Below are 22574 nucleotides of genomic sequence, written 5' to 3' on the forward strand. Positions count from 1 at the left end.
CGCTCGGCACCCGATTCCAGCAATCTATGGGCGACGCGACATCCGCTCCCCTGGACGACCGCCGCCGGACACGCGATGCTGAATGGCATGACTCGGGCACCCGCGGTAGACCTGCACCGACCCAAGGTTGAGTACTTCAATATCGACGAGCTCACCAATATCGACCCCAAGGGTTTCGTGCGGCAGGTGGAGCGCTACCAGGTCGAGCCCTGGGGCCTGTACATGGCCCGAACCTCCGACCATCCCGAGTTCCACTACATCGAATCCTGGCTGCTGCCAACGGTGTCGCTGCGCGCCACGGTCTTCCACTTCACCCCCGCGCACCTGGCGCGACCAGGACTACTACGTCGACATCGGCGAATTCGAGCAGGTCGCCCCGAAGCAGTGGAAGTCCGTGGACCACTACCTGGACCTGGTGGTGCGCCAGGGCCGCGAGGTCGAGCTACTCGACGTGGACGAACTGCTCGCCGCCCACGCCGCGGGTTACCTCACCCTGACCGAGGCCCAGCAGGCCATCGAATCGGCCACCGCGACCATCGACGGAATCGCCGCGCACGGCCACAATTTCGAGGACTGGCTGGCCTCGAAGGGGATCACGCTGACCTGGATGTGAGGCGCGCGAAGACCGCGTCGAACCACGGTTCCTTCACGGCGAGATAGGCCTCCATGGCAGCGGCGCCGGTCAGGCCCGCCGCCTTCGCCTCCGCCGCGCGCTTGACCTCGACGTACTCCGCGCGCGCCGACGCATCGGACCGCAGCCGGTCACGGAAGTCCAGCGCGAACCGCTGACCGGGCGAACCGGCCACGCGCACATGGATATTCGCCAACCGGCCGGGATCGGCGTTGCCGTGCAGCCGCTTGGCCCACAGCGCGGTATCGAGGCCCATCGGATCGGCGGCGGTCGGCTTGGGATTGTCGCCGGTGATGTGCTCGACGCGCGGGAAACCCGCGCCCGTCAACCGGTCCCGCAGCGCGTCGGCGACCTCCAGGCTCGCCACGGAGATCTGCAGGTCGATGACGTCCTTGGCGGGCAGTCCGGGCACCGAGGTCGAGCCGATGTGCTCGATGCCCAGCGCGTCGCCGCCGCACACCATTGCCAGCCGCGCGATCAGCCGCTGCGCCTGGACCGGCCACTCCGGATTCGAATCCACCAGCCGCGGCGACCCTTCCGCCCGCGCGGGGGTGCCGGTGCGGAGATTGCGCTCGAACGGAATCAGCCGCTCGTCCCAGAGGCGGTGCACCGCCGCGTCGATCTCGCCGTTCGCGCCATTGTTGTCGAGCAGCACGTCGGCCGCGGCATGTCGTTGCGCGTCGGTGGCCTGGGCGGCGATGCGGGCGCGCGCGTCGGCCTCGTCGATACCGCGGAACCGCACCAGGCGCTCGACGCGGGTCTCCTCGGCGACGTCGACGATGACCACCAGGTTCATGAACGGCCCCAGCCCGTTCTCGACCAGCAGCGGAATGTCCTGCACCACAAGGCCGTCGGCGGGTGCGGCGGCGATGAGTTCGGCGGTGCGCTTGCCGACCAGCGGGTGGGTGATGCCGTTGAGGGTGGCGCGGGCCTCGTCGGTGGCGAAGGCCTTGGCGGCCAGGGCCGGTCGGTCCAGGCTGCCGTCGGCGTCGAGGATGTCATCGCCGAACGCCGCGACCAGGGCGGCCAGGCCCTCGGTGCCGGGTGCGACCACCTCGCGGGCGATGACATCGCTGTCCACCACGACGGCGCCGAGCTCGGTGAGAATGCGGGCCACGGTGGATTTGCCCGCGCCCATGCCTCCGGTGAGACCGATTCGCAACATTCGACCAGTCTCGCATTGCGGCCGGTCGCGGGGGCGTTCAGGGTTACCCACTCGGAGCTGCGGTTTCACCTGCAAGCACACCGCTTGGCCATTCCGTGATATCGGCGAGATCATTTCGCAACTTTTTCGGTCGATCCAGACCGTTTGTCGGCAACATTCCGACACGCCGGGGCACACGTCGCGCAAAATTCGGTAACCCGCACTTTTGTTCGGCTAAGGTTCGCCGCAGGCGATAGTGGGCCGGTAACACGCAAGAGAAGGAACATCAGTGGGCACCAACAAACTCCAGACGGGTCGCCACCGTCTGGGCCTGGCGGGCACCGTGCATTGCCTCGAGATCCCCGCCGTCGCAGCCGCTCTCGCCGAATACCGGCGACCCTGGCTCACCGCGCTGCTCAGTCCGGCCCGGCACAGCATGGCGGCCCTGCGAAAACGATCACCCGAGACGGCCGTGATGCGCCGCTGGGTGCCTGCCACCGTCGGCTGATTCCACCCCCGAAACGCACAGTGGCTCAGCCCTTTCGGACCGAGCCACTGGTTTCGTGTGCGTGTTACCCGAAGCAGTTCGGGCGATTACGCAGGGTCACCGGATACCGCTGGGCCGACGCCGCGTGCCGGGATCCTGCACGGGCATGGCGTTGGGCGGCACCGGGTAGGGCGCTCCCGCACCCGCCGTACCGAGCCCGATATTCGGACCGCATTGCGCGAGCGCCTCATTGACCTTCCGATCCGCCGGGGCGAACACGGGCTTCGAGGCGTCCGGACCCGAGGCGAAGTCGAAGGCCGAGGTCATGTCCCCGGTCACGCCCCGCCGCCACGCGGTCAGGTTGGGCACGTCCACGCCGAAGCGCTTCTCGATCAGCCGCAGCTGCGAGGTGTGGTCGAAGGTCTCCGACGCCACCAGGCCGCCCCGGCTGTAGGGCGAGATCACCAGGCACGGAACGCGATAGCCGAGCCCGATCGGACCGGTGATGCCCTCGAACTTCGAGGCCAGCGGCGCGGTGATGAACTCACCCGGGGTGCCCGCGGGCGGGGTCGGCGGGGTGACGTGGTCGAAGAAGCCGCCGTTCTCGTCGTAGCTGATGATCAGCGCGGTCTTCTCCCACACCGCCGGATTCGAGGTGAGGATGTCGAGCACCTGCATGATGCCGACCGCGCCGAAGGCGGGCGGCAGCGCCGGGTGCTCGCAGTTGAGCAGCGACGGGATCACCCAGGACACCGCGGGTAGCTGGTTGGCGGCCACATCGGCGGCGAAGTCCGACGGGTAGGCCGGGGCCTTACCGCGCCGTGCCAGTTCGGAATTCGGGTCGGCGGCCTGCTTGAAGCAGCCCAGCATGCCGTCGAGGATCACCGAGGACAGCGGGCCGATATCGCGGTTGTTGTAGATCTTCCAGCTCACGCCCGCGTCGGAGAGGTTCTCCGGCATGGTCCGCCAGCTGTAGGCGTTCTGCGGGATCAGCGTCGGGGTCTCGAGCAGCGGGCCGCCGTTGAGACCGTCCGGGTCGATGGTGCCCGACATCCAGTACAGGCGGTTGGGGTCGGTCGGGCCGAGCACCGAGCAGTGGTAGTTGTCGCACACGGTGAAGGCATCGGCGAGATCCCAGTGCACCGGGATGTCGTCCTTGGTGTAGTAACCCATTGCGGCGGGCCCGTTTCCGGCGCCGACGGCCTCGATGGACATGGGCATCCAGGCGTCGTTCTTGCCGCCGTTCCACGCCTTGTGCATGCCGACCCAGCCGTGGTCGGGGTCGTTGATGCACTCACCGTCGAGGCTCGCGCCGCGGGTGGTGTCGAGGCGGAACGGGTTGATGAAGCCGTCCGGGGTCGGGCCGACGCCGGGCGCGTAGCCGTACTGGTTCCAGGCCGGGGACGGGTCGCCGAAGCCGCGCACGCCGGACATGGTGCCGAAGTAGTGGTCGAAGGACCGGTTCTCCTGCATGAGCAGCACGATGTGCTCGATGTCGCCGAGCCCGCCCATGCCCGCCGGATCCGCGGCGTAGGCCCGCTCGATGATCGGGCCGGCCAGTGAGGCAAGGGAAGCCGCACCACCCGCAGCCATGGCTTTCGCCAGAAAATCACGTCTGTTGATGCCGGCGAACACGCCCATGCTCCGGTAGTGCCTTCCCGCTAGGAGTGAAGTGAATGATCCGCGCAGAACCTATCCGGTCGCACGTCCAGTTCGCATCCAACCTTCGAATGATGACGGCCTAGCGAACCACTCGTAACCGTAGTGGGTCCAGTCGTGGATTCCTGACAGTGACTTGCACCCCATTGCCGGGGCGGCCTAAGCTTGCGGCCATATCTGATAGTGACTATCAGGTATCAACCGCGGGAGGCACCATGACCAGTCCGGCGCTCGCCGATCCGCCCCGATCCCCGGACTCCGCGCCCCGGCCCGGCCGCCTCGGCCGCTGGGGCGAGCTCATGGCCCGATATCCGAAGCTCGTGATCGGCGTCTGGCTGGTGCTGATCGCGGTGTGCGGCGCGGCGTATCCGGCCCTGCACGCGCGGCTGGGCGCACCGGACTACAGCGTCCCGGGATCCGACTCGGCGGCCACCGAAAGCCTTGTCGCACGGCACTTCTCACAGCTCGGCGCGGAGCAGGACCTCATCGTCCTGCATTCGGACCGCTACACCGTGGACGATCCGCGCTTCCGGGCGGCCATCGACCGAGCGGTGGGCGCGGCCCGCGAGGTCTCGGGCGTCGCGGGGGCGGTCGGGCCGTTCGAGGGCGATCCGAGACAGCAGATCTCCGCCGACCGCCACACCGCACTGGGCATCGCGGGCTTGAACGGCGGCATGTCCGAGCGGATCGATGTGGCCGCCCGGCTGCAGACCGCCCTGACCGCCGCCTCCGACGCCGACGTCCGGGCGAACCTGACCGGGTACTCGCCGGTCGAGGGCGAGCTGATCCGGATGGAGACCGCCGACATCACGCGCGGCGAGGCCATCGGCCTGCCGATCGCGGCGGTCGTGCTGGTGCTGGCGCTGGGCGCGATCGTCGCGGCCACCCTGCCGATCTCGGTCACCGCCGCCGGGATCGCGCTGGCGGTGGGCGTGCTGTTCGGGCTCGCGAGCTTCCTGAGCTTCGACTCCTTCGTGCTGTCGGTGGCGACCATGATCGGCACCGGTACCGCCATCGACTACGCCATGTTCCTGGTGAGCCGTTTCAACGAGGAGCTGACCAAGCGCGGCATCCGGGATCGCAAGACCCGCAGGGAGATTCGGGAGGCCGTCGGGGCGGCCTTCGACACCACCGGCCGCACCATCCTGGCCTCGGGACTGATCGTCATGATCTCGCTGAGCTCGCTGACGGTGGTCGGGCTGCCCATGCTCGACGGCGTGGCGCTGGGCGTCGTCACCGCCGTGATCGGCACGCTGATCGCCGCCTTCACACTGCTGCCCGCCCTGCTGTCGGTGCTCGGCCCGGCCGTCAACCGGGGTGCCCTCCCGGCGCGGCTGCGACCGGCCGAGACCCGTTCGACCGCGGCGTCGAGCGCCTGGGCGCGCTGGGCGCACCTGGTGATGGGCAGGCCCCTGGTGTTCGGCGTGCTCGGAGTGGCACTGCTGGCACTGTTGTCGCTCCCGATCACCGGTATTCGCTACGGCATCGACATGGGTCTGAACTCGCTGGGAGATCGGCCGACGGGGCAGGCGACGCGCCTGGTGCAGAAGGAATTCGGCCCCGGTCTGCTGTCCCCCATCCAGGTCGTCGCCTCCGGCCCCGGCGACACCGCGCTCTCCGCCGACGGCCGCACCCAGGTGCTGCGGCTGGTCACCGACCTGGCCCGCGACCCCCGCGTGGCCACCGTGCTCCCGCAGCAGACCGACGGCCGCTATCTGGCCACCGTGGTACCCAAGGACGCCTTCGACTCCACCACGGTCAGCGAGCTCACCGCCGATATCCGTTCCCGCGCAACGGCTGCCGACTCGGCGCGGGTGCTGGTCGGCGGCACGCCCGCCATGTTCGGCGACGTGTCGGGCCTGATCTCCCGGGGCTTCCCCTGGGTCATCGCACTCGTGCTGACCGCGTCGCTGGCCTTCCTGGTGGTGACCTTCCGCTCGATCGTGCTGGCGCTCAAGGCGATCGCGCTCAATCTGCTGGCCACCGGCGCGGCCCTGGGCATTACGGTCATCGTCTTCCAGCACGGCGTCGGCCAGTCGGCACTGGGCTTTCACAGCGCCGGGTTCCTCCAGGTCTTCCTGCCCATGCTGGTGTTCGCCGTGCTGTTCGGATTGTCCATGGACTATGAGGTTTTCCTGATTCGCCGCATGAAGGAGGCATGGGAGCGCACCCACGACAATGCCACCGCGGTGGCCGAGGGCCTGCAACGCACCGCCCGGCCCATCACCGCCGCGGCCGCCATCATGGTCGCGGTGTTCGCGAGCTTCCTGAGCGCGGATGTCACGGAGTTGAAGGAGGTCGGCTTCGCCCTGGCCGTCGCGGTGGCCATCGATGCGGTGATCGTGCGCCTGATCCTGGTCCCGGCGTTCATGCGGCTGTTCGGCCGCTGGAACTGGTGGCTGCCCAGCCTGCCCGGTCTGGTACGCCGGTTCGGTCGTCAGCCGAAGATCGACTCCAGCGACACCAGGATCGACGCCACCACCTCGGCGTAGACATCCTTCAACCGGCCCTCGAAACCCGTTCCGGCCCAATGGTCCAGGGCCGCCATGCACACCCAGATGATGATGGCCGACGCGGTCCGCACCTGGAGATCGTTGGCGTCGCGCCCGGTGACCTCCGCGAGCGCGATCCGGAACTCGTCCTCGAGTTCGCGCATCCGCTCGGCCTGGCGCAGCTTCACCTCGGGAATGGTCGCCACGAATTCCATCCGCACCCGGGTGCGCTGCTCGACGTCCTCGGTCACGATCTCGTCGAGCACCGGCGCGACCAAAGGCCGTGCGATGACCAGTAATTCGCGAAGTTCGCGCGGCTGCCCGCCGCCCACCGCGCGCAGGATCTCCAGGGTCTTCGGGTCGGTCTCGTCGTAGAGGACCAGCATCTCCTTGGTCCCGAAGTACCGATAGATCGAACTCGGCGACACCCCGGCCGCCGCGGCCACCCGCTCGACGGTGATCTCGCGATATCCGTGCGCGGTGAACAAATCCAGCGCGACCCGCTGGATCCGGCTCATGGCCTCGATCTTGCGGCGCTCCCACAGCGAGGGCGTGGACTCAATGGTTGACTCGGACATCTCAATTCCGAGAATAGCGAAAGCCCCCGGGTCCTTGGTGGACCCGGGGGCTTCCTACTTGCCTATTCCCGCACGGGAAGCGAATCAGGCGTTGCCCGACAGCTTCTCACGCAGGGCAGCCAACTGCGCGTCGCTCGCGAGCGAGCCACCGGCCGACTCGGAGGAGGACGAAGCGGCAGCCTGCGAACCGGACTCCGAGGAGTAGTTCTGCGGCCCGCCGTTGGCGGCCTCAGCGGCGGCGTCGGCCGCCATCTTCTCCATCTGAGCGGTGTGCATCTTGTGGCGACGCTCGGCCTCGGCGTACCGGGTCTCCCACTCTTCACGCTGCTTCTCGAAGCCCTCGAGCCATTCGTTGGTCTCGGAGTCGAAGCCCTCGGGGAAGATGTAGTTGCCCTGGTCGTCGTAGCTGTCGGCCATGCCGTACTTCGACGGGTCGAACTCGGCGGTGTAGTCCTCGTTGGCCTGCTTCAGCGACAGCGAGATCCGGCGACGCTCGAGGTCGATGTCGATGACCTTGACCATGGCGTCGTCGCCGACGGCGACAACCTGGTCCGGGACCTCGACGTGGCGCTCGGCCAGCTCGGAGATGTGAACCAGGCCCTCGATGCCCTCTTCGACGCGCACGAACGCACCGAACGGAACCAGCTTGGTGACCTTGCCCGGCCCGATCTGACCGATCGCGTGGGTGCGGGCGAACTGACGCCACGGGTCTTCCTGGGTCGCCTTGAGCGACAGGGAGACACGCTCGCGGTCGAGATCGACGTCGAGAACCTCGACGGTGACCTCGTTGCCGACCTCGACAACCTCGGACGGGTGGTCGATGTGCTTCCAGGACAGCTCGGAGACGTGCACCAGACCGTCGACGCCACCCAGGTCCACGAAGGCACCGAAGTTGACGATGGAGGACACGACGCCCTTGCGGACCTGGCCCTTCTGGAGCTGGTGCAGGAACTCGCTGCGGACCTCGGACTGGGTCTGCTCGAGCCAGGCGCGACGCGACAGGACCACGTTGTTGCGGTTCTTGTCGAGCTCGATGATCTTGGCCTCGATCTCCTTGCCGACGTACGGCTGGAGGTCGCGGACACGGCGCATCTCGACCAGCGAAGCCGGGAGGAAGCCGCGCAGACCGATGTCCAGGATCAGGCCGCCCTTGACGACCTCGATGACGGTGCCCTTGACGGCCTCGTCCTTCTCCTTGAGCTCCTCGATCGTGCCCCAAGCCCGCTCGTACTGAGCGCGCTTCTTCGACAGGATCAGGCGGCCTTCCTTGTCCTCCTTGGTGAGAACGAGGGCCTCGACCTCATCGCCCACGGAAACGACCTCGGCCGGGTCGACATCGTGCTTGATGGACAGTTCGCGAGACGGGATCACGCCTTCGGTCTTGTAACCGATGTCGAGAAGGACCTCATCGCGATCGACCTTGACGATGGTTCCTTCGACGATGTCACCGTCGTTGAAGTACTTGATGGTCTTGTCGATGGCGGCGAGGAAGTCCTCGGCAGTGCCGATGTCGTTGACGGCAACCTGCGGCGAGGTGACAGTGGTGGGCATGTGTTGGGAGGCTCCGGACGGATTGTGGTCGGTAGTGGACATGTGGACTTTCGGTATTGCTGCGAACACACAGCTGTTGGAACTAACGTTTGCAGACATGCACAGCACATCGCTGCGACGCTGCGCAACGCTGCCCTGAGAAGCATGCGGACTCACAGCACGATTGTCTGCTCTACTCGGTCTCGAGAAACCGGGTACAGAAGACACTCGCGGAAAACAGCGTACGCGACGCGTGTTGTACCAAGCAAACATGGGTCCCATCGCAACCCTCGATAGGGTGAGCCCATGTCCGAAGATCACTCTGCCACCCCCGACGACGCCCGGCACGCCGAGGCCAATGCCCTTCTCGGAACGGTCGGAGTGACCCGCGCCAAGATTGACTCCGAGACCAGTCAGCGCGCCAGCCGCAAGTGGTGGGACGCCGACGCGGCCGCCTATCACGACACCCACGCCGACTTCCTCGGCGTGGACTCCCCCGCCGGCGAGTTCGTGTGGTGCCCGGAGGGATTGCACGAAGGTGACTGGCATCTGCTCGGGGATATAGAAGGAAAGCGGATCCTGGAGATCGGCTGCGGTTCGGCCCCTTGCTCGCGCTGGCTCGCCTCGCACGGCGCGCACCCGGTCGGCCTCGATATCTCCCGTTCCATGCTGGATCGAGGGCTCGCCGCCATGGCCGCGGGCGGCCCGCGCGTCCCGCTCATTCAGGCGGGTGCCGAAGAGTTGCCCTTCGCCGACGAGTCCTTCGACCTGGCCTGCTCCGCCTTCGGCGCGGTCCCCTTCGTCGCCGACTCCGGTCAGGTCATGCGCGAGGTCCACCGCGTCCTCAAGCCGGGCGGCCGCTGGGTCTTCTCCGTCAACCACCCCATGCGCTGGATCTTCCCCGACGACCCGGGCCCCGACGGCCTGCGCGCCACCATCCCCTACTTCGACCGCACCCCCTACGTCGAAATGGACTCCGAGGGCGAGCCCACCTACGTCGAGCACCACCGCACCATCGGCGACCGCGTCCGCGAAATCGTCGCCGCCGGCCTCACCCTCGTCGACATCATCGAACCCGACTGGCCCGAATGGCTCGACCGCGAGTGGGGTCAGTGGAGCCCCCTGCGCGGCGAGATCTTCCCCGGCACAGCCATATTCGTCACCGAGAAGCGCGCCTGATCCCATCGCCGTTACCCTCGGGGTGAATCAGGGGGTGTGGCGTGCAGGAGAGCTCGTTCGGCCGATATCGGCTGCTCGATGTGCTCGGCGCGGGCGGCATGGGGCAGGTGTTCCGTGCCTTCGACACCGGGACGAACCGGATCGTGGCGCTCAAGGTGCTGCCGCCGGTGCTCGCGCACGATCCGGTGTACCGGGAGCGGTTCCGCCGCGCGGCGCTGGCCACCGCGCGGCTGACCGAGCCGCATGTCATTCCGATCCACGATTTCGGGGAGATCGACGGGCGGCTGTTCCTGGATATGCGTCTGGTCGAGGGCGTGGATCTGGGTACCCGGCTCGGCCTGGACGGGCCGCTGGCTCCGGCCTCGGCAGTGGCGGTCATCGGCCAGATCGCGGCGGCGCTGGACGCGGCGCATCGCGCCGGGCTGGTGCATCGCGATGTGAAGCCGTCGAACATCCTCATCACCGCGGACGATTTCGCGTATCTGATCGACTTCGGCATCGCGCGCGGCGGCGACGACACCGGGCTCACCACCGACGGCGCGGCGATCGGCACCTTCGCCTACATGGCCCCGGAACGCCTGGAGGATGGGGACTACGACGCGCGCGCCGACGTGTACTCGCTGGCCTGTGTGCTCTACGAATGCCTGACCGGTTCGAAACCGTTCCCGGGCACCAGTGTCGAGCGGCAGATCGCTGCGCATCTGTCCGCGCCGCCACCGCGGCCCTCGGTCGAAGGACGGGTGCCGGGTGCGTTCGACGCGGTCATCGGCCACGGCATGGCGAAGGATCCGAATCACCGCTACCCGTCGGCCGGGGCCTTGGCCGCCGCCGCGCAGGCGGCGCTGGCCGGAGCCGAACCGCCCACCGCGCAGCTACCGGCGCGGGTGAAAGAGGCCGCCGTACGGTCGAATCCGCCGTCGGGCGCGACGGTCACCGAACGCGCGCACCGTCCCGCCGATCCGGCGAAACGGTCACTGCGCGCATTGGTGTGGGCGGCCTCGATGGCGGTGGCGGCGATCGTCGCGGTAACCCTGGTGACCGGTCAATTACGCACGGGCGGAAACAATTCGGCGAGCTCGCCATCGCCCGCGACCTATGCGACCGCAACCTCGCCGCTGGCGCTCCCGGGCCCGGCCACCGCCGCACCGTCGACAGTCCCGTTCCTGTCCACCGCCGCACCCGGCCCCGTGACCTCGACCCCCACGCAGGCCACTGCCCTGGCGGACTTCGTCCGCGCGCACTACGCGCTGCTGCCCGCCGACACGTCGACCGCCTGGGCCCGCCTGACCACGCGGTACCAGACCTTCATCGGTGGCTACGACGCCTACCGAAACTTCTGGGGCACAGTCGAATCGGCTACGGCGTGGGACGTCTCTGCGGATGCGGCGCAGCAGACCGTGACGTACCGCCTGAACCTGCGCTACCGTGACGGCCGCACCGCGACCGAGCTGCGGCGGGCACGCCTGGTCCCGACCGGTGGCAGCTATTTGATCGACAGCGCCGAACTGGTGTCGTGAGCTCTGCGCCGGCGAATGGCCGCTGCCCCGGCCGGTTTCGGCCGAGGCAGCGGGTCGGGATGATCATTTCGGTTCGCGGCCGACGTTTTTGAGGGCCATCCTGAGCGCGTATTCGATTTGGGCGTTGATGCTGCGGAGGTCGTCGGCGGCCCATTTGGCGATGGCGTCGTGGACCGTCGGGTCGAGCCGGAGCAGCACCTTTTTCGGCTCGCGCTTGGACATCAGGCGTAGAGGGAGCCGGCGTTGACGACGGGGGCGGCGGAGCGGTCACCGCAGAGGACCACCAGAAGGTTGGAGACCATTGCCGCTTTGCGCTCCTCGTCGAGTTCGACCACACCCTGTTCCGAGAGGCGGTCCAGGGCCATGCCGACCATACCGACCGCGCCTTCGACAATGCGGCTGCGGGCGGCGACCACCTGGGCGGCCTGCTGGCGGACCAGCATGGCCTGGGCGATCTCCGGCGCGTAGGCCAGGTGGGTGATGCGGGCCTCGATGATCTCGATCCCGGCCAGCTGGGTGCGTTCGCGCAGTTCGGCGGTGAGCTCACCGGCGACCTCGGTGCCGTCGCGCAGGCTCGCGGTGCCCGAATCATCGGTCTGATACGGGTGAGTGGTGGCCAGGTGCCGGACCGCGGTCTCGGACTGGGTGGTCACGAAGTCCTCGTAGTCGTCGACGGCGAAGGCGGCCTTGTAGCTGTCGACCACCTGATAGACCACGACCGAAGCGATCTCGACCGGATTGCCGTCGGAATCATTGACCTTGAGCTTCTGAGTCTCGAAGTTGCGCACCCGCAACGAGATCCCGCGCCGGCTGGACAACGGTGTCACCCAATGGAACCCGGCCTCACTGACCGACCCGATGTACCGGCCGAAGAACTGAATCACCTTGGCCTGGTTGGGATTCACGGTAATGAAACCCGACGCCACCAGCACGGCGGCCAGAATCGTCACCGCCAGCAGCACACCGAGCACGGTCGACGAACCCCCGTCACCATTGCCCCGCCCGTTCAACCCGTACGTCTCGGCCGCGATCGCGACGACCAGCAGTACCAGTACCCCCAACATGACGAAGCCGTTCAGCCGGAAGGCTCGACGCAACTCCATGACATTCTCCTAGTATCGAAGTGATATCACGACGATACTGCTGCGATAGCGCTTCGGCAAGGACCCTCGCGAGTTGCTCAGGCCCCTGCCAGCCGGTCTCAGCGCGGGCGGATATTGCGGTTGTTGCGGAACAGGTTGGCCGGGTCGTATTTCGACTTCAGGGCGGCCAGGCGGTCGTAGGTGGTCGGGCTGTAGCCCGCGCGGGTCTGGTTCTCGTCGGCGCGCTCGCCGCCGCCGTAGAGGAAGTTCAGGTTGTGGCCGAGGGTCCAGGGGTGCACGGTCTTCAGGACGTCCGCGAAACGGGTGTCGATCTGGTCCGCGTTGTCGGTGGTGGGCATGGCCAGGACTCGCACGATGTATTCGGCGGCACGGTGATCCATCGAAATGCCGTTCGGTCCCGGGCGGCCCAGTGCGCCGCCCAGGTGGCGGAACCCCGCGATGACCGGTAGTCCCGACCCCGGAGCGGTGGCGTCGAGGAAGGCGTCGGTGGCGTCGGCGGGCAGCTCGGACAGCAGCGCGTTGCGGGCGACGTAGGCGTGCGGGTGTTCCGGATCCCGGTAGATGGCATGGCTTTCCGTGTAGGGCATCTCCCGCAGGTCGTCGGCCATCCGTGCGCCGACCGCGCGCAGCGGGGCGACCAGCCGTTCGCCCTCCTCGGCCGAACCGGTGAAGGCGATATTGATGGTCGCGACGTACCGGCCGCGCAGGTGCGGCGGGAAGGCCGGGATATCCGGGAAGGACATCGTGGTGATGGCCGAGGTCATCTGCTCGGGCAGGTCCTGGGTCCACAGCCGCCACGCCTCCAGCGCGGGCGCGACCAGCGGGGTGTCGAATTGCAGCTGGCCGCCGTACACCGTGGTGACCGGCAGCAGCGCCAATTCCAGCGCGGTGACCACGCCGAAGTTCCCACCGGTGCCCAGCACCGCGCCGAACAGCTCGTCGCCCGGTTCCAGCCGCCGCAACCGGCCGTCGGCGGTGACCATCTCGATGGCCCGCACATGCTCTGCGGCATAACCGAATTCGCGAGCCAGGATGCCGATCCCGCCGCCCAGGGTGTAGCCGACCACGCCGACCGAGAGCGAAGATCCGTTCAGCGGCGCGAGGCCGTGCGCGGCGGCCGCCTCGATCAGGGTTCCGGCCTGGACGCCCGCCGCCACCCGGGCGGTGCGGCGCTCGGCGTCGATGCGGATATCGGTCATGCGCCGGGTGGTGACGAGCACGCCGCCGTCGGTGGCGACCGACAGGCCGTGGCCGGTGTTCTGCACGGCGATCGGAAGTCCGTGGCGCGCCGCGTATTCCACGGCGGCCCGGACGTCCTCGGCGTGGGCCGCGCCGACGACCACGGCGGGGCGGTGGGTGTAAGCGGTTTGGAATCCGGCGATTTCGGCCTCGTAGCCGGTGTCGCCGGGCTGGAAGACCGGGCCGGTGGCGGTGGGCAGTTCGGTGATCGCTGTCTTCGTCATGTCCATAACCCTGCCCGGATCCGATCTAGAACTCCAACAGATAGTTTTTCTTGTAGCTAGAATCAGAAGTTATGGAACTGCGTCAGCTGCGGTACTTCGTCACGGTCGCCGAGGAAGCCAACTTCACCCGCGCGGCGGCCCGCCTGCATCTGGCGCAGCCCGGCCTCAGCGCCCAGATCAAACAGCTGGAACACGAACTGGGACAACCACTCCTGGATCGCACCAGCCGCTCGGTCACGCTGACACCGGTCGGCGAGGCAGTGCTGCCATTGGCCCGGGCCGCCCTCGAACAGGTCGAGCGCATCACCCAAACGGTCGACGAGTTCACCGGTCTGCTGCGCGGGCACGTGCGGGTCGGGCTGATCGCGGGCGCGGCACTCGACGAGATCGACACCGCGCAGGTACTGGCCGACTTCCACCGCGATCATCCGCAGATCGGCATCTCCCTGACCGAGGACACCTCCGACGCCATGTACGCCGCCCTGCGCCGCGGCGGCCTGGACATCGGCGTGCTCAGCATCTCCGGCGATCTCGACCCGGTCATCGGCACCGAAACCGTGTACGACAGCGCCATTGTCGCGGCCGTGGCCGCCGACGCCGAGGGCTTCGGCGAACGGATCACCCTGGCGGAGTTGTGCGCCCATCCGCTGATCAGCCTGCCGCCCGGCACGGGACTGCGGGGCCTGCTCGAAAATGCCTGCGCCGCAGCCGGTCTGGTACCCGACGTGGCGTTCGAGGCCGCCGCTCCCCCGCTGCTGATCCGCCTGGCCGCCCACGAGCTGGGCGTGGCCGTGATCCCCCGGCTGCCACCGCAGGACGCGGCCGCGCTCGGCGTACGCACGCTCGAGATCGACCCGCCGATGCGCGGCCGATTGGTCCTGGCCTGGAACGCCGAGCGGCCGATGAGCCCGGCCACGAAGGTCCTGCTCGGCCAGCTCCGGATCGCGCTGACCCGATGGAAGACCCCGTCCAGATAATTACTCAACCGTCCCTATTGAGATTACCGATAGGGATGTTTAAGGTAGTTTTCGTGACTGATCGTCTGTATTCCGTCGACGAGGTCGCGGAACGACTCGGCCTGCACGTCCGGACCGTCCGCGGCTATGTCCGCGACGGCAAGCTGCCCGCCACCCGGATCGGCAAGCAGTACCGCATCAACCGGACCGATCTGGCGGCGTTCACGGGCCTGCCCGCCCCCGACAGTCCACGCGAAACCGCTGTCCGGCAACGCCATTCGGAGGTGTCGAGCATTGTCGAGGTGGACGCGGTGGAACCGCCGACCGCCGACCGCGTCACCACCCTCTTGACCGGTGCGGCGGCCACCCGGCCCGCGGACGGCACACCGCTGCGCGTCCAGACCTTCTACGACCGCGAACGCGCCCGCCTGAAGGTCATGCTCGTGGGCGGCCTGGGCGATACCGCCCGGCTGCTCGAATACATGGAAGGAGTCCTCGCGTCGTGAGCGCGATCTACAAGTCCGAGGCCGGTCGCCAGGCCATCCAGGCCCGCTACCGGGAGATCCTGCGGCAGTGGCCGATTCCCGCCGAGCAGCTGCACGTCGCGACTCGCGAGGGCGACACCTTCGTGCTGGCGTCCGGCCCCCAGGACGCGCCGCCGCTCGTGCTGCTGCACGGTTCCGGCTCCAACTCCTCCGCCTGGCGCGGCGATATCGCTTCCTGGGCAGCGGATTTCCGCGTCTACGCGGTCGACATGCCCGGCGAGCCCGGCGGCAGCGCCGAGTCGCGCCCCGAGCTGGGCTCCGACGCGATCGCGGCATGGCTCGACGATGTTCTCGCGGGCCTGGGCATTTCGGCCGCGAGCTTTGTCGGCATGTCGCTGGGCGGCTGGACCGCACTGGATTACGCCGTCCGCCGCCCCGCGCGGGTCACCGAGCTGGCCCTGTACTGCCCCGGCGGCATCGGCAAGCAGCGCTTCGGCTGGATCTTCAAGAACCTCCTGGACCACCTGTTCAGCAATCACGACCTGCGCCGCTCCGCCGCCATCGTCACCGGCCTGAACCTGACCGACCACGCCGAGATCCTCGACGACGTGACGCTGACCTTCACCCACTTCAACCCGCGCACCGGCAAACTGCCGATCTTCACCGACGCCCAGCTGAGCAGCCTGAAGATGCCGGTCCTGGTAATCGTCGGCGCGGACGACGCCATGTTCAAGTCCGCCGAAACCGCCCGCCGCGCCGAACAACTCATCCCCGACGCCACCATCCGCGTCCTGCCCGGCGTGGGCCACGCCATCCTCGGGCAAACCGATGCGGTCCACGAGTTCCTGCGCGGGCGACACATCTGATCACTACGCATTCGCGCCGCACCGAGCAGGTACGGCGGGCGCTTTCCCGCACCGGTTTCGAGTACCGCGGCACTCGTGCCCGCAACGCCCGGCGTACCACCCTGGCATTCGAGCCCGAAGTCAGGAGCGAACAATGGACAGCCACACCGGGGAAACCCCGAACACCATCGGCACGCACGGCATGCTCGTCTTCGGCACCCAGTCGACGACGTACTTCTCGCATCTGCCGATGTTCATGTCACCGCACAACTTTCAGGTGCTGCTCGAAGTCGATCTCGACGATGAGTCTCACACCGCGCTGGCGGTGGACCGGCACGCCGGATTCCACGGCATCCACACCTTCGATCCGGAGGTGTTCCCGATCACGGAGCTGGATCCGTCCGGCGGCGGCCCGAAGCTGACCTCGATTCGGGGCAGCCTGGTGCACGGCCACTTCGAACGCGGCGGCAGGACCATGGTCAAGGACGCGGTCGCCACCGTCCGGAATGTGGTCTGGTTCGGCGAATTGGCCATGGACGAGCCGATCGGCGGCTGACCTATCTGTGCTTCGGCAAACCGGGGAACCTGTTCCTGGCGCACCACATTCAGGGGCGGCCGAATTTCGATCAGGTGCTGGCGGTGCATCCGGTCCCGGGCAGTGTCACCGATCCGATGGGCGAGCCACTGCCCGACGATGAGGTGGGGAGCATCGGTTTCGAACACGCTCAGTTCGCGATCCTCGGAGATCGCGAATTCTCCGGGGACCGGCTGAAGGCCGGAGACACCGAAACCGCCTGGCTGCCCGGCGGAACGCCGCCCAGCGGCACCCACGGCTTCGGAGTGCGGCTCGTCGTCGATGACGAGATCTACCTGGAGGAGAACGAGCTGCAGTAGACCCTCCGGCGAGTGCGCCTGCCCGCCGACAGCATTCACCCCCGCTCCGATGCTCCGGAACGGGGGCGAACGAATGCTGTTGCGGCAGCTACAGAATCCGTGAAAGGAACGCCTTGGTGCGGTCGTGCTGGGGGTTGGCCAGCACCTCGCGGGGGTTGCCCGCCTCGACCACCACGCCGCCGTCCATGAAGACCAGCTGGTCTGCGACCTCACGGGCGAAGCCCATTTCGTGGGTCACCACCACCATGGTCATGCCCGACGCCGCGAGCTCGCGCATGGTGCCGAGCACCTCGCCGACCAGCTCGGGGTCCAGCGCCGAGGTGGGCTCGTCGAAGAGCATCAGCTTGGGGTCCATGGCCAGCGCCCTGGCGATCGCCACCCGCTGCTGCTGGCCGCCCGAGAGCTGGGCGGGGTAGGCATCGGCCTTGTCCGCCAAGCCGACTCGGCCCAGCAGTTCCTTGGCCCGGGCCACCGCTTCGGCGCGCTTGAGCTTCTTGACCTGGGTCGGCGCTTCGATGATGTTCTCCAGCGCCGTGCGGTGCGGGAACAGATTGAAGTGCTGGAACACCATGCCGATATCGCGACGTTGCTTGGCGGCGTCGCGCGGGCTCATTTCGTAGAGCTTGCCGTTCTTCTCGCGGTAGCCGACCAGATCGCCGTCCACGTAGAGCCGTCCGGCGTTCACCTGCTCGAGGTGGTTGATGCAGCGCAGGAAGGTGGACTTGCCGGAACCGGACGGGCCGATCAGGCACAGCACCTCGCCGCGCTTCACCTCCAGGGTGATGCCCTTGAGCACCTGCAGCGCGCCGAAGCTCTTGCAGACGCGGTCCGCGCGCACCATGGGCACGCCCGACGGCGGCAGCGCGTCCTCGACGAGCGGAGTGGGATTCTTGGAGAACGACATCGAGTCCTCGGACATATCAGCGTTCACCTATCCCGTTCCGCCGGCGACCTGCGCCTGGGCCAGCGCACGCAACTGCTTGGCGGTCAGCTGTCGCGAGGAACCCCGCGAGTAGTACCGCTCCAGGTAGTACTGGCCGATCATGAGCACGCTGGTGATGAGCAGGTACCAGGTGGCCGCCACCAGCAGCAGCGGGATCGGCTGGAAGTTCACGCTGTAGATGTCGCGCGCCCGCCCGTACAGGTCGGTGGTGAGCGGGATGGCCGTCACCAGCGAGGTGGTCTTCAGCATGGAGATGAGCTCGTTGCCGGTCGGCGGGATGATCACCCGCATGGCCTGCGGCAGCACCGTGCGGGTCATGGTCTGGGTCCACGACATGCCCAGCGCCACCGACGCCTCGCGCTGCCCCTCGCCCACGGAATTGATTCCGGCGCGCACGATTTCGGCCATGTAGGCAGCCTCGTTGAGACCCAGGCCGATCATGGCGAAGAAGAACGGCGCCGACCAGTGCTGCACATCGAAGCTGGTGAACGACGGCCCGAACGGCACACCCACCGTGATGGTCTTGTACAGCGAGGGGAACAGGCCCCAGAACACCAGCTGCACATAGACCGGGGTCCCGCGGAAGATCCACAGGTAGGCCCACGCCACCGAGCGCAGCACCGGGTTCGGCGAGAGCCGCATGACGGCCAGCACCACGCCCAGCACCACGCCGATGAGCATGGCCAGCACGGTCAGTTCCAGGGTCACCGACGCGCCCTGGGCGATTCGCTTGTCACCCAGGTACTTGAAGTAGGTGTTCCAGTGATAGGCCTCGTTGGTCTTGGCGCCGTAGATGAACAGCGCCAGGGCGATGAGGATGACGGCGGCGGCGATCCACCGGCCCGGCCGTCGCAGCGGAATCGCTTTGATCGGCTCGGGCTCGGTGCTCGCGACCGCGGCTGCAGCCAATGCTGCGGAGTTGGTCTCGTCCTGCGACATAACGACTTAGCTCGTCGCCCCGTTGATGACCGACTTGGTGATCACGCCCTCCTGGACGCCCCAGTTCTCGGCGATCTTCTTGTACTGGCCGTTGTCGATCAGATACTGCACAGCTTCCTGCAGCACCGGCGCCAGCGTGGAGCCCTTCTTGAGCGGCCAGCCGTAGGGCGCGGAGTCGAAGATCTTGCCCGCGGCCTCGATCTTGTCGCTGGCCTGCTTGATGGCGTACGCGGTCACCGGGGAGTCGGCGGACATGGCGTCGACCTGACCCTGCACCAGCGCGTTGGCGGCGGCGGACTGCTCGTCGTAGGCGACCTTCTGGATCTCCGCCTTGCCCGCGGCCACACACGCCTTGGACTTGGCCGGGATCTCGTCGGTGTCCTGAACGGTGGTGCGCTGCACCGCGACTCGCTTGCCGCAGGCATTGTCCGGGTCGACCGTCTTGCCCTTCTGCTGGGCCCACTGGCTGCCCGCGGAGAAGTAGGTGACGAAGTCGGCAGTGGCCTCGCGCTCCTTGTTGTCGGTGAACGAGGACATGCCGACGTTGAAGGTGCCCGCCTCGATGGAGGGGATGATCTTCTCGAAGTCGGCTTCCTTGTAGTCCGCGTTCAGGCCCATCACCTTGGCGACCGCGTCCATCAGGTCGACGTCGAAGCCGACGATCTTGCCGCTGCTCGGATCCCGGTACTCGTTGGGCTGGTAGGGCACGTTCACGCCGACGATGAGCTTGCCGGACGACTTGATGTCGGCGGGCACCTTGGCGGCGATGGTGTCGACCTTGGCCACGTCGATCTTGGCGACCGCGGGACCACTGGACTCGGTGTTGTTGCTACAGGCGGTCAGCACGAGGGCGCCGCCGGCTAGCACGCAGGCGGCCCGCAGGGCACGCCCGCGGAGTGAGTTACGAACAGACACAGCAGTCCTCCACGAGTTCGGGTGCGCGACGTCCGGGCGTCGCTCGCCGTTTGAAATGTAGGCGAGTGACACCGTCCGCGTCGGTCGGTAACCGAACATTAATCGGCGACACGCCATCGCGTGGCCGAACACGCCCGGTCCCGGAAGTGCGCGCTCACCAGCGGTGCAGCCGGGCGCGCACCTGCTCGGTGAATTCGGAGGTAGATGCTAACCCACCCAAATCGGATGTGGCGACTCCGGCCCGCAACGTATCCGCAACCGCGTGTTCAATGCGCTCCCCCACCCGTTACAGGGCGCTGTAGCGCTGGGTGCGGCTCATCCAGCGCAGCATGCCGGCCGCGGAATTGAACAGCGCCACCGGATTCGCGCGATTGCGCCCGGCCAGCGCGGGGGCCGCGCCGTGCACGGCCTGCGCCATGATCTGGGTGTCGGAGCAGTTCACCGACGCCGCCATGCCGAGCGAACCGCTCAGCTCCCCGGCCAGATCGGAAAGGATGTCGCCGAACAGGTTTTCGGTGACGATCACGTCGTAGTCCTGGGGCGCGCGCACCAGGTGCGCGGCGGCGGCGTCGACGTGCTCATCGTTCGTCTCGACCTCCGGATACTGCGCAGCGACCTCATAGCAGACATCCCGGAACAGGCCCATGGTCATCGGCAGCGCATTGGCCTTGTGCACGATGGTGAGCTTCTTGCCGCGCTCGGTGGCGATCTCGAAACCCAGGTGCGCGATGCGCTCGATGGCCGCGCGGGTGAACACGCCCACGGCCAGCGCCACATCCCGCGACGGCTGGAACTCCCCGGACCCGGCCGCCATATTGCGGTCGGCATAGAGGCCCTCGGTGTTCTCGCGCAGGATCAGCAGGTCCATGGCCGGGGCCACGGAGCGCACGCCCTCGAGGGTGCGGGCCGGGCGGATATTGGCGTAGAGGCCGAAGCGTTTGCGGATCCTGCCCGCGGGCGGCAGGCCGGTGCGGAATTCGGGTGCGTAGGAGGCGCTGTCGTGCGGGCCCATGATCCAGGCGTCGAGCCCGGCCAGGCCCTCGATGGTGCACTCGGGCACGGGATCGCCGTACTCCTCGATCGCCTCGCGGCCCAGCGGCAACGGCACCCACTCCACCGGCGACAGCCCCGTCGCCGCGACGGCGTCGTCGACCACGTCGCGGGTGACGCGCACGATTTCCGGGCCGATGCCGTCGCCCGCCAGCAGGCCCAGTCGTAGTGGAGTGTCGGAGTCGTTCATGGCAGCCATCCTTGCGCAAACGCGCCCGTGGCGACGCCCCGGCACACTCCCCGCGCATGTTTCGAGACCTGGGCGCGGTTGGGAAACACCGCGTCGGTTCGGAACACCGCGTTGCTTCGGGCGACCGCGTAAGTTCGACGCACGATGGTGCAATCGGTGGAGTTGGTGCTGGACACGGCGGCCGAGGCGGAGGTGCGGCGGCAGTGGGCGGTGTTGCGCGAGCTCGGATTGCACGCGCCCGGCCCGGAGCACCGGCCGCACATCACCGTCGCGGTCGCCGCGGAGATCTGGCCGCGGCTCGACAAGGCGTTGGGGCAGCAGGATTTCCGGCCTTTCCAGGTCCGGCTCGGCGGACTGCTGGTGTTCGGTTCGCACGCGCCGATCCTGGTGCGGGCCGTGGTACCGTCCGCGCCGCTGATCACGTTGCAGCACAGGCTGTTCCGCGTGGTCGCCGACTGCCCCGGTATCCCGGCGAACGTCCGCCCCGACGGCTGGACACCGCACGTCACCCTGGCCCGGCGGCTGCGGCCCGGCCAGCTCCAGGCCGCGCTCGATGCGGTGGCCTGGGACACGGATTTCCGGGCTACCGTGGAGGGTATCCGGCGGTGGGATGGTGACCGGCGTCTCGAATGGCCCGTCGCCCAGGGAAGATATCCATAGGGCCCGGTGTTGGTACCGGGGACATCGAATACGAGAGGAAACCATGGCCACCCAGACCCTGACCGAGCAGAACTTCGACGAGGTAGTCACCGGCAACGACGTCGTTCTCGTCGACTTCTGGGCATCGTGGTGCGGACCGTGCCGCAGCTTCGCCCCCACCTTCGAGAAGTCGTCCGAGGCGCACCCCGACGTGGTGCACGGCAAGGTCGACACCGAGGATCAGCAGGGACTGGCCGCGGCCGCGAACATCCGCTCGATCCCCACGATCATGGCTTTCCGCGAGGGCGTGCTCGTCTTCGCCCAGCCCGGCGCGCTGCCCCCGGCCGCCCTCGAGGATCTGGTCACCCAGGTGAAGGCCCTCGACATGGACGAGGTTCGCAAGCAGATCGCCGAGCAGGAATCGAAGTAAGCTCCGCACACACCGTCGAGCGCCGCATCTCCCCCGAAAAGAGATGCGGCGCTTGACGTTTCAGAAGTGCGAACCCAGGTGGTTGATGCCCGCGATCATGGCGCGGATGGTCGACTCGGCCGGGTCGTCGGCGAGCGCCGCACCCCAGCCGCGACGGCCGTTGAACTCGCACTGCACGAAGGTGGCCGTGCCGTCCTCGGTGCGGCGCTGGTGGAACTGGAGGATCTCCACCGGGTAGCCCTCGTCGTAGAGGGCCGAGGTGAGCGCGGCCACCGGGCTGCCCGCCGCGGTGACGGTGCGCAGGTGATCGGCGATTTCGAGGGTGGCCGTCCCGGCGCGGTGGCCGATCGGGGTCCAGTCGCTGAGCTTGACCGGGCCGTTGGGCTCGCAGTACCGGTCGTGGAACTCGGCGGGGCTCAGGCCGATGCATTCGGCCCGCAGGCTCGCGGGGGCAGCGGCGAGGAACATGGGGGTATCGATGGTGATAGTCATTGAACTAGTGTCC

General features: G+C 67.9%; 22 protein-coding genes and 2 pseudogenes. 12 read left to right on the forward strand and 12 right to left on the reverse strand.

Going from position 1 to position 22574, the window contains the following annotated elements:
* The first annotated feature begins 87 nt into the window (after positions 1–87).
* Positions 88–613: pseudogene (locus tag NS2_RS17320) on the forward strand (ribonuclease FAU-1 family protein).
* On the opposite strand, the gene coaE reads toward NS2_RS17320, so the two are convergent.
* Complete coding sequence (gene coaE / locus NS2_RS17325; RefSeq protein ID WP_033088351.1) at positions 594–1796, reverse strand: dephospho-CoA kinase; 1203 nt, start codon at positions 1794–1796, stop codon at positions 594–596. The pseudogene NS2_RS17320 and the gene coaE sit on opposite strands and share 20 nt — an antisense overlap.
* 268 nt (positions 1797–2064) lie before the next feature.
* Here coaE and NS2_RS17330 point away from each other — a divergent pair, with 268 nt between their 5' ends.
* A complete protein-coding gene (locus tag NS2_RS17330) occupies positions 2065–2283 on the forward strand; it encodes a hypothetical protein (protein ID WP_033088352.1) in 219 nt (72 codons plus the stop codon).
* A 96-nt stretch (positions 2284–2379) separates the two neighbouring features.
* Here the strand turns inward: NS2_RS17330 and NS2_RS17335 are convergent, their stop codons facing one another.
* Entirely contained in the window at positions 2380–3903 is a 1524-nt protein-coding gene (locus NS2_RS17335; protein ID WP_033088353.1) for a phospholipase C, read from the reverse strand.
* Positions 3904–4136: 233 nt separating this feature from the next.
* Between NS2_RS17335 and NS2_RS17340 the strand changes: the two genes are divergently transcribed.
* A complete protein-coding gene (locus tag NS2_RS17340; protein WP_045437983.1) occupies positions 4137–6413 on the forward strand; it encodes an MMPL family transporter in 2277 nt (758 codons plus the stop codon).
* Here NS2_RS17340 and NS2_RS17345 read toward each other — a convergent pair.
* The gene (locus NS2_RS17345) at positions 6359–6991 is read right to left on the reverse strand and encodes a TetR/AcrR family transcriptional regulator (RefSeq protein ID WP_052086542.1); all 633 of its coding nucleotides are present in this window, start codon (positions 6989–6991) and stop codon (positions 6359–6361) included. The two genes, NS2_RS17340 and NS2_RS17345, sit on opposite strands and share 55 nt — an antisense overlap.
* 84 nt (positions 6992–7075) lie before the next feature.
* A complete protein-coding gene (gene rpsA, locus NS2_RS17350; RefSeq protein ID WP_033088354.1) occupies positions 7076–8542 on the reverse strand; it encodes a 30S ribosomal protein S1 in 1467 nt (488 codons plus the stop codon).
* A 285-nt stretch (positions 8543–8827) separates the two neighbouring features.
* Between rpsA and NS2_RS17355 the strand changes: the two genes are divergently transcribed.
* The gene (locus NS2_RS17355; protein WP_033088355.1) at positions 8828–9700 is read left to right on the forward strand and encodes a class I SAM-dependent methyltransferase; all 873 of its coding nucleotides are present in this window, start codon (positions 8828–8830) and stop codon (positions 9698–9700) included.
* 41 nt (positions 9701–9741) lie between these two features.
* Entirely contained in the window at positions 9742–11217 is a 1476-nt protein-coding gene (locus tag NS2_RS17360) for a serine/threonine-protein kinase (RefSeq protein WP_052086543.1), read from the forward strand.
* Positions 11218–11280: 63 nt separating this feature from the next.
* On the opposite strand, the gene NS2_RS36090 is transcribed toward NS2_RS17360, so the two are convergent.
* From NS2_RS36090 to NS2_RS17370, 3 genes are all read right to left on the reverse strand, one after another.
* The gene (locus NS2_RS36090; RefSeq protein ID WP_162836611.1) at positions 11281–11439 is read right to left on the reverse strand and encodes a type II toxin-antitoxin system antitoxin; all 159 of its coding nucleotides are present in this window, start codon (positions 11437–11439) and stop codon (positions 11281–11283) included.
* Positions 11439–12320 (reverse strand): SPFH domain-containing protein, encoded by an 882-nt coding sequence (locus tag NS2_RS17365; protein ID WP_033088356.1) that lies wholly within the window; start codon positions 12318–12320, stop codon positions 11439–11441. Before NS2_RS17365 ends, NS2_RS36090 begins: the two co-directional genes overlap by 1 nt.
* 98 nt (positions 12321–12418) lie before the next feature.
* On the reverse strand, positions 12419–13783 hold the full coding sequence (locus NS2_RS17370; RefSeq protein WP_033088375.1) for an FAD-binding oxidoreductase: 1365 nt from the start codon (positions 13781–13783) through the stop codon (positions 12419–12421).
* A 71-nt stretch (positions 13784–13854) separates the two neighbouring features.
* On the opposite strand from NS2_RS17370, the gene NS2_RS17375 reads away from it, so the two are divergent.
* The 5 genes from NS2_RS17375 to NS2_RS17395 all read left to right on the forward strand — a co-directional run bounded on the left by NS2_RS17375 (position 13855) and on the right by NS2_RS17395 (position 16963).
* The gene (locus NS2_RS17375; RefSeq protein ID WP_033088357.1) at positions 13855–14760 is read left to right on the forward strand and encodes a LysR family transcriptional regulator; all 906 of its coding nucleotides are present in this window, start codon (positions 13855–13857) and stop codon (positions 14758–14760) included.
* Positions 14761–14813: 53 nt separating this feature from the next.
* Entirely contained in the window at positions 14814–15245 is a 432-nt protein-coding gene (locus NS2_RS17380; RefSeq protein ID WP_033088358.1) for a helix-turn-helix domain-containing protein, read from the forward strand.
* Positions 15242–16090 carry an alpha/beta fold hydrolase gene (locus NS2_RS17385; protein WP_033088359.1) on the forward strand — a complete coding sequence of 283 codons (849 nt, stop codon included), beginning with the start codon at positions 15242–15244 and terminating at the stop codon, positions 16088–16090. Before NS2_RS17380 ends, NS2_RS17385 begins: the two co-directional genes overlap by 4 nt.
* Before the next feature lie 133 nt (positions 16091–16223).
* Positions 16224–16625, forward strand: a complete 402-nt coding sequence (locus NS2_RS17390) for a hypothetical protein (RefSeq protein WP_052086545.1) — start codon at positions 16224–16226, stop codon at positions 16623–16625.
* Between the two features lie 83 nt (positions 16626–16708).
* Positions 16709–16963 carry a hypothetical protein gene (locus NS2_RS17395; protein WP_143161367.1) on the forward strand — a complete coding sequence of 85 codons (255 nt, stop codon included), beginning with the start codon at positions 16709–16711 and terminating at the stop codon, positions 16961–16963.
* Between the two features lie 88 nt (positions 16964–17051).
* Here NS2_RS17395 and NS2_RS17400 read toward each other — a convergent pair whose 3' ends face one another.
* The 4 genes and pseudogenes from NS2_RS17400 to NS2_RS17415 form a co-directional block, all read right to left on the reverse strand.
* Positions 17052–17804, reverse strand: a complete 753-nt coding sequence (locus tag NS2_RS17400) for an amino acid ABC transporter ATP-binding protein (protein WP_143161516.1) — start codon at positions 17802–17804, stop codon at positions 17052–17054.
* Between the two features lie 90 nt (positions 17805–17894).
* Positions 17895–18845 carry an amino acid ABC transporter permease gene (locus NS2_RS17405; RefSeq protein ID WP_033088360.1) on the reverse strand — a complete coding sequence of 317 codons (951 nt, stop codon included), beginning with the start codon at positions 18843–18845 and terminating at the stop codon, positions 17895–17897.
* 6 nt (positions 18846–18851) lie between these two features.
* Positions 18852–19760, reverse strand: a complete 909-nt coding sequence (locus tag NS2_RS17410) for an ABC transporter substrate-binding protein (protein ID WP_052086547.1) — start codon at positions 19758–19760, stop codon at positions 18852–18854.
* Positions 19761–19914: 154 nt separating this feature from the next.
* Positions 19915–21000 (reverse strand): annotated as a pseudogene (locus NS2_RS17415) (isocitrate/isopropylmalate dehydrogenase family protein).
* 156 nt (positions 21001–21156) lie between these two features.
* Here NS2_RS17415 and NS2_RS17420 point away from each other — a divergent pair.
* Together NS2_RS17420 and trxA are read left to right on the forward strand one after the other, a co-directional pair.
* Positions 21157–21660, forward strand: a complete 504-nt coding sequence (locus NS2_RS17420; RefSeq protein ID WP_228102733.1) for a 2'-5' RNA ligase family protein — start codon at positions 21157–21159, stop codon at positions 21658–21660.
* A gap of 43 nt (positions 21661–21703) precedes the next feature.
* Positions 21704–22069 (forward strand): thioredoxin, encoded by a 366-nt coding sequence (gene trxA / locus NS2_RS17425; RefSeq protein WP_033088362.1) that lies wholly within the window; start codon positions 21704–21706, stop codon positions 22067–22069.
* 60 nt (positions 22070–22129) lie between these two features.
* Here the strand turns inward: trxA and NS2_RS17430 are convergent, their stop codons facing one another.
* Positions 22130–22561 (reverse strand): 2-isopropylmalate synthase, encoded by a 432-nt coding sequence (locus NS2_RS17430; RefSeq protein WP_033088363.1) that lies wholly within the window; start codon positions 22559–22561, stop codon positions 22130–22132.
* Positions 22562–22574: the final 13 nt, after the last annotated feature.

The sequence above is a fragment of the Nocardia seriolae NBRC 15557 genome, from assembly GCF_007990715.1.
Lineage (GTDB): Bacteria > Actinomycetota > Actinomycetes > Mycobacteriales > Mycobacteriaceae > Nocardia > Nocardia seriolae.

Coding starts and splice junctions, on each gene's coding strand:
- coaE (WP_033088351.1), bottom strand. CDS start 1,796: ATGTTGCGAATCGGTCTCACCGGAGGCATGGGCGCGGGCAAATCCACC.
- NS2_RS17335 (WP_033088353.1), bottom strand. CDS start 3,903: ATGGGCGTGTTCGCCGGCATCAACAGACGTGATTTTCTGGCGAAAGCC.
- NS2_RS17340 (WP_045437983.1), top strand. CDS start 4,137: ATGACCAGTCCGGCGCTCGCCGATCCGCCCCGATCCCCGGACTCCGCG.
- NS2_RS17345 (WP_052086542.1), bottom strand. CDS start 6,991: ATGTCCGAGTCAACCATTGAGTCCACGCCCTCGCTGTGGGAGCGCCGC.
- rpsA (WP_033088354.1), bottom strand. CDS start 8,542: ATGCCCACCACTGTCACCTCGCCGCAGGTTGCCGTCAACGACATCGGC.
- NS2_RS17355 (WP_033088355.1), top strand. CDS start 8,828: ATGTCCGAAGATCACTCTGCCACCCCCGACGACGCCCGGCACGCCGAG.
- NS2_RS36090 (WP_162836611.1), bottom strand. CDS start 11,439: ATGTCCAAGCGCGAGCCGAAAAAGGTGCTGCTCCGGCTCGACCCGACG.
- NS2_RS17365 (WP_033088356.1), bottom strand. CDS start 12,320: ATGGAGTTGCGTCGAGCCTTCCGGCTGAACGGCTTCGTCATGTTGGGG.
- NS2_RS17370 (WP_033088375.1), bottom strand. CDS start 13,783: ATGACGAAGACAGCGATCACCGAACTGCCCACCGCCACCGGCCCGGTC.
- NS2_RS17375 (WP_033088357.1), top strand. CDS start 13,855: ATGGAACTGCGTCAGCTGCGGTACTTCGTCACGGTCGCCGAGGAAGCC.
- NS2_RS17390 (WP_052086545.1), top strand. CDS start 16,224: ATGGACAGCCACACCGGGGAAACCCCGAACACCATCGGCACGCACGGC.
- NS2_RS17400 (WP_143161516.1), bottom strand. CDS start 17,804: ATGGTGCGCGCGGACCGCGTCTGCAAGAGCTTCGGCGCGCTGCAGGTG.
- NS2_RS17405 (WP_033088360.1), bottom strand. CDS start 18,845: ATGTCGCAGGACGAGACCAACTCCGCAGCATTGGCTGCAGCCGCGGTC.
- trxA (WP_033088362.1), top strand. CDS start 21,704: ATGGCCACCCAGACCCTGACCGAGCAGAACTTCGACGAGGTAGTCACC.
- NS2_RS17430 (WP_033088363.1), bottom strand. CDS start 22,561: ATGACTATCACCATCGATACCCCCATGTTCCTCGCCGCTGCCCCCGCG.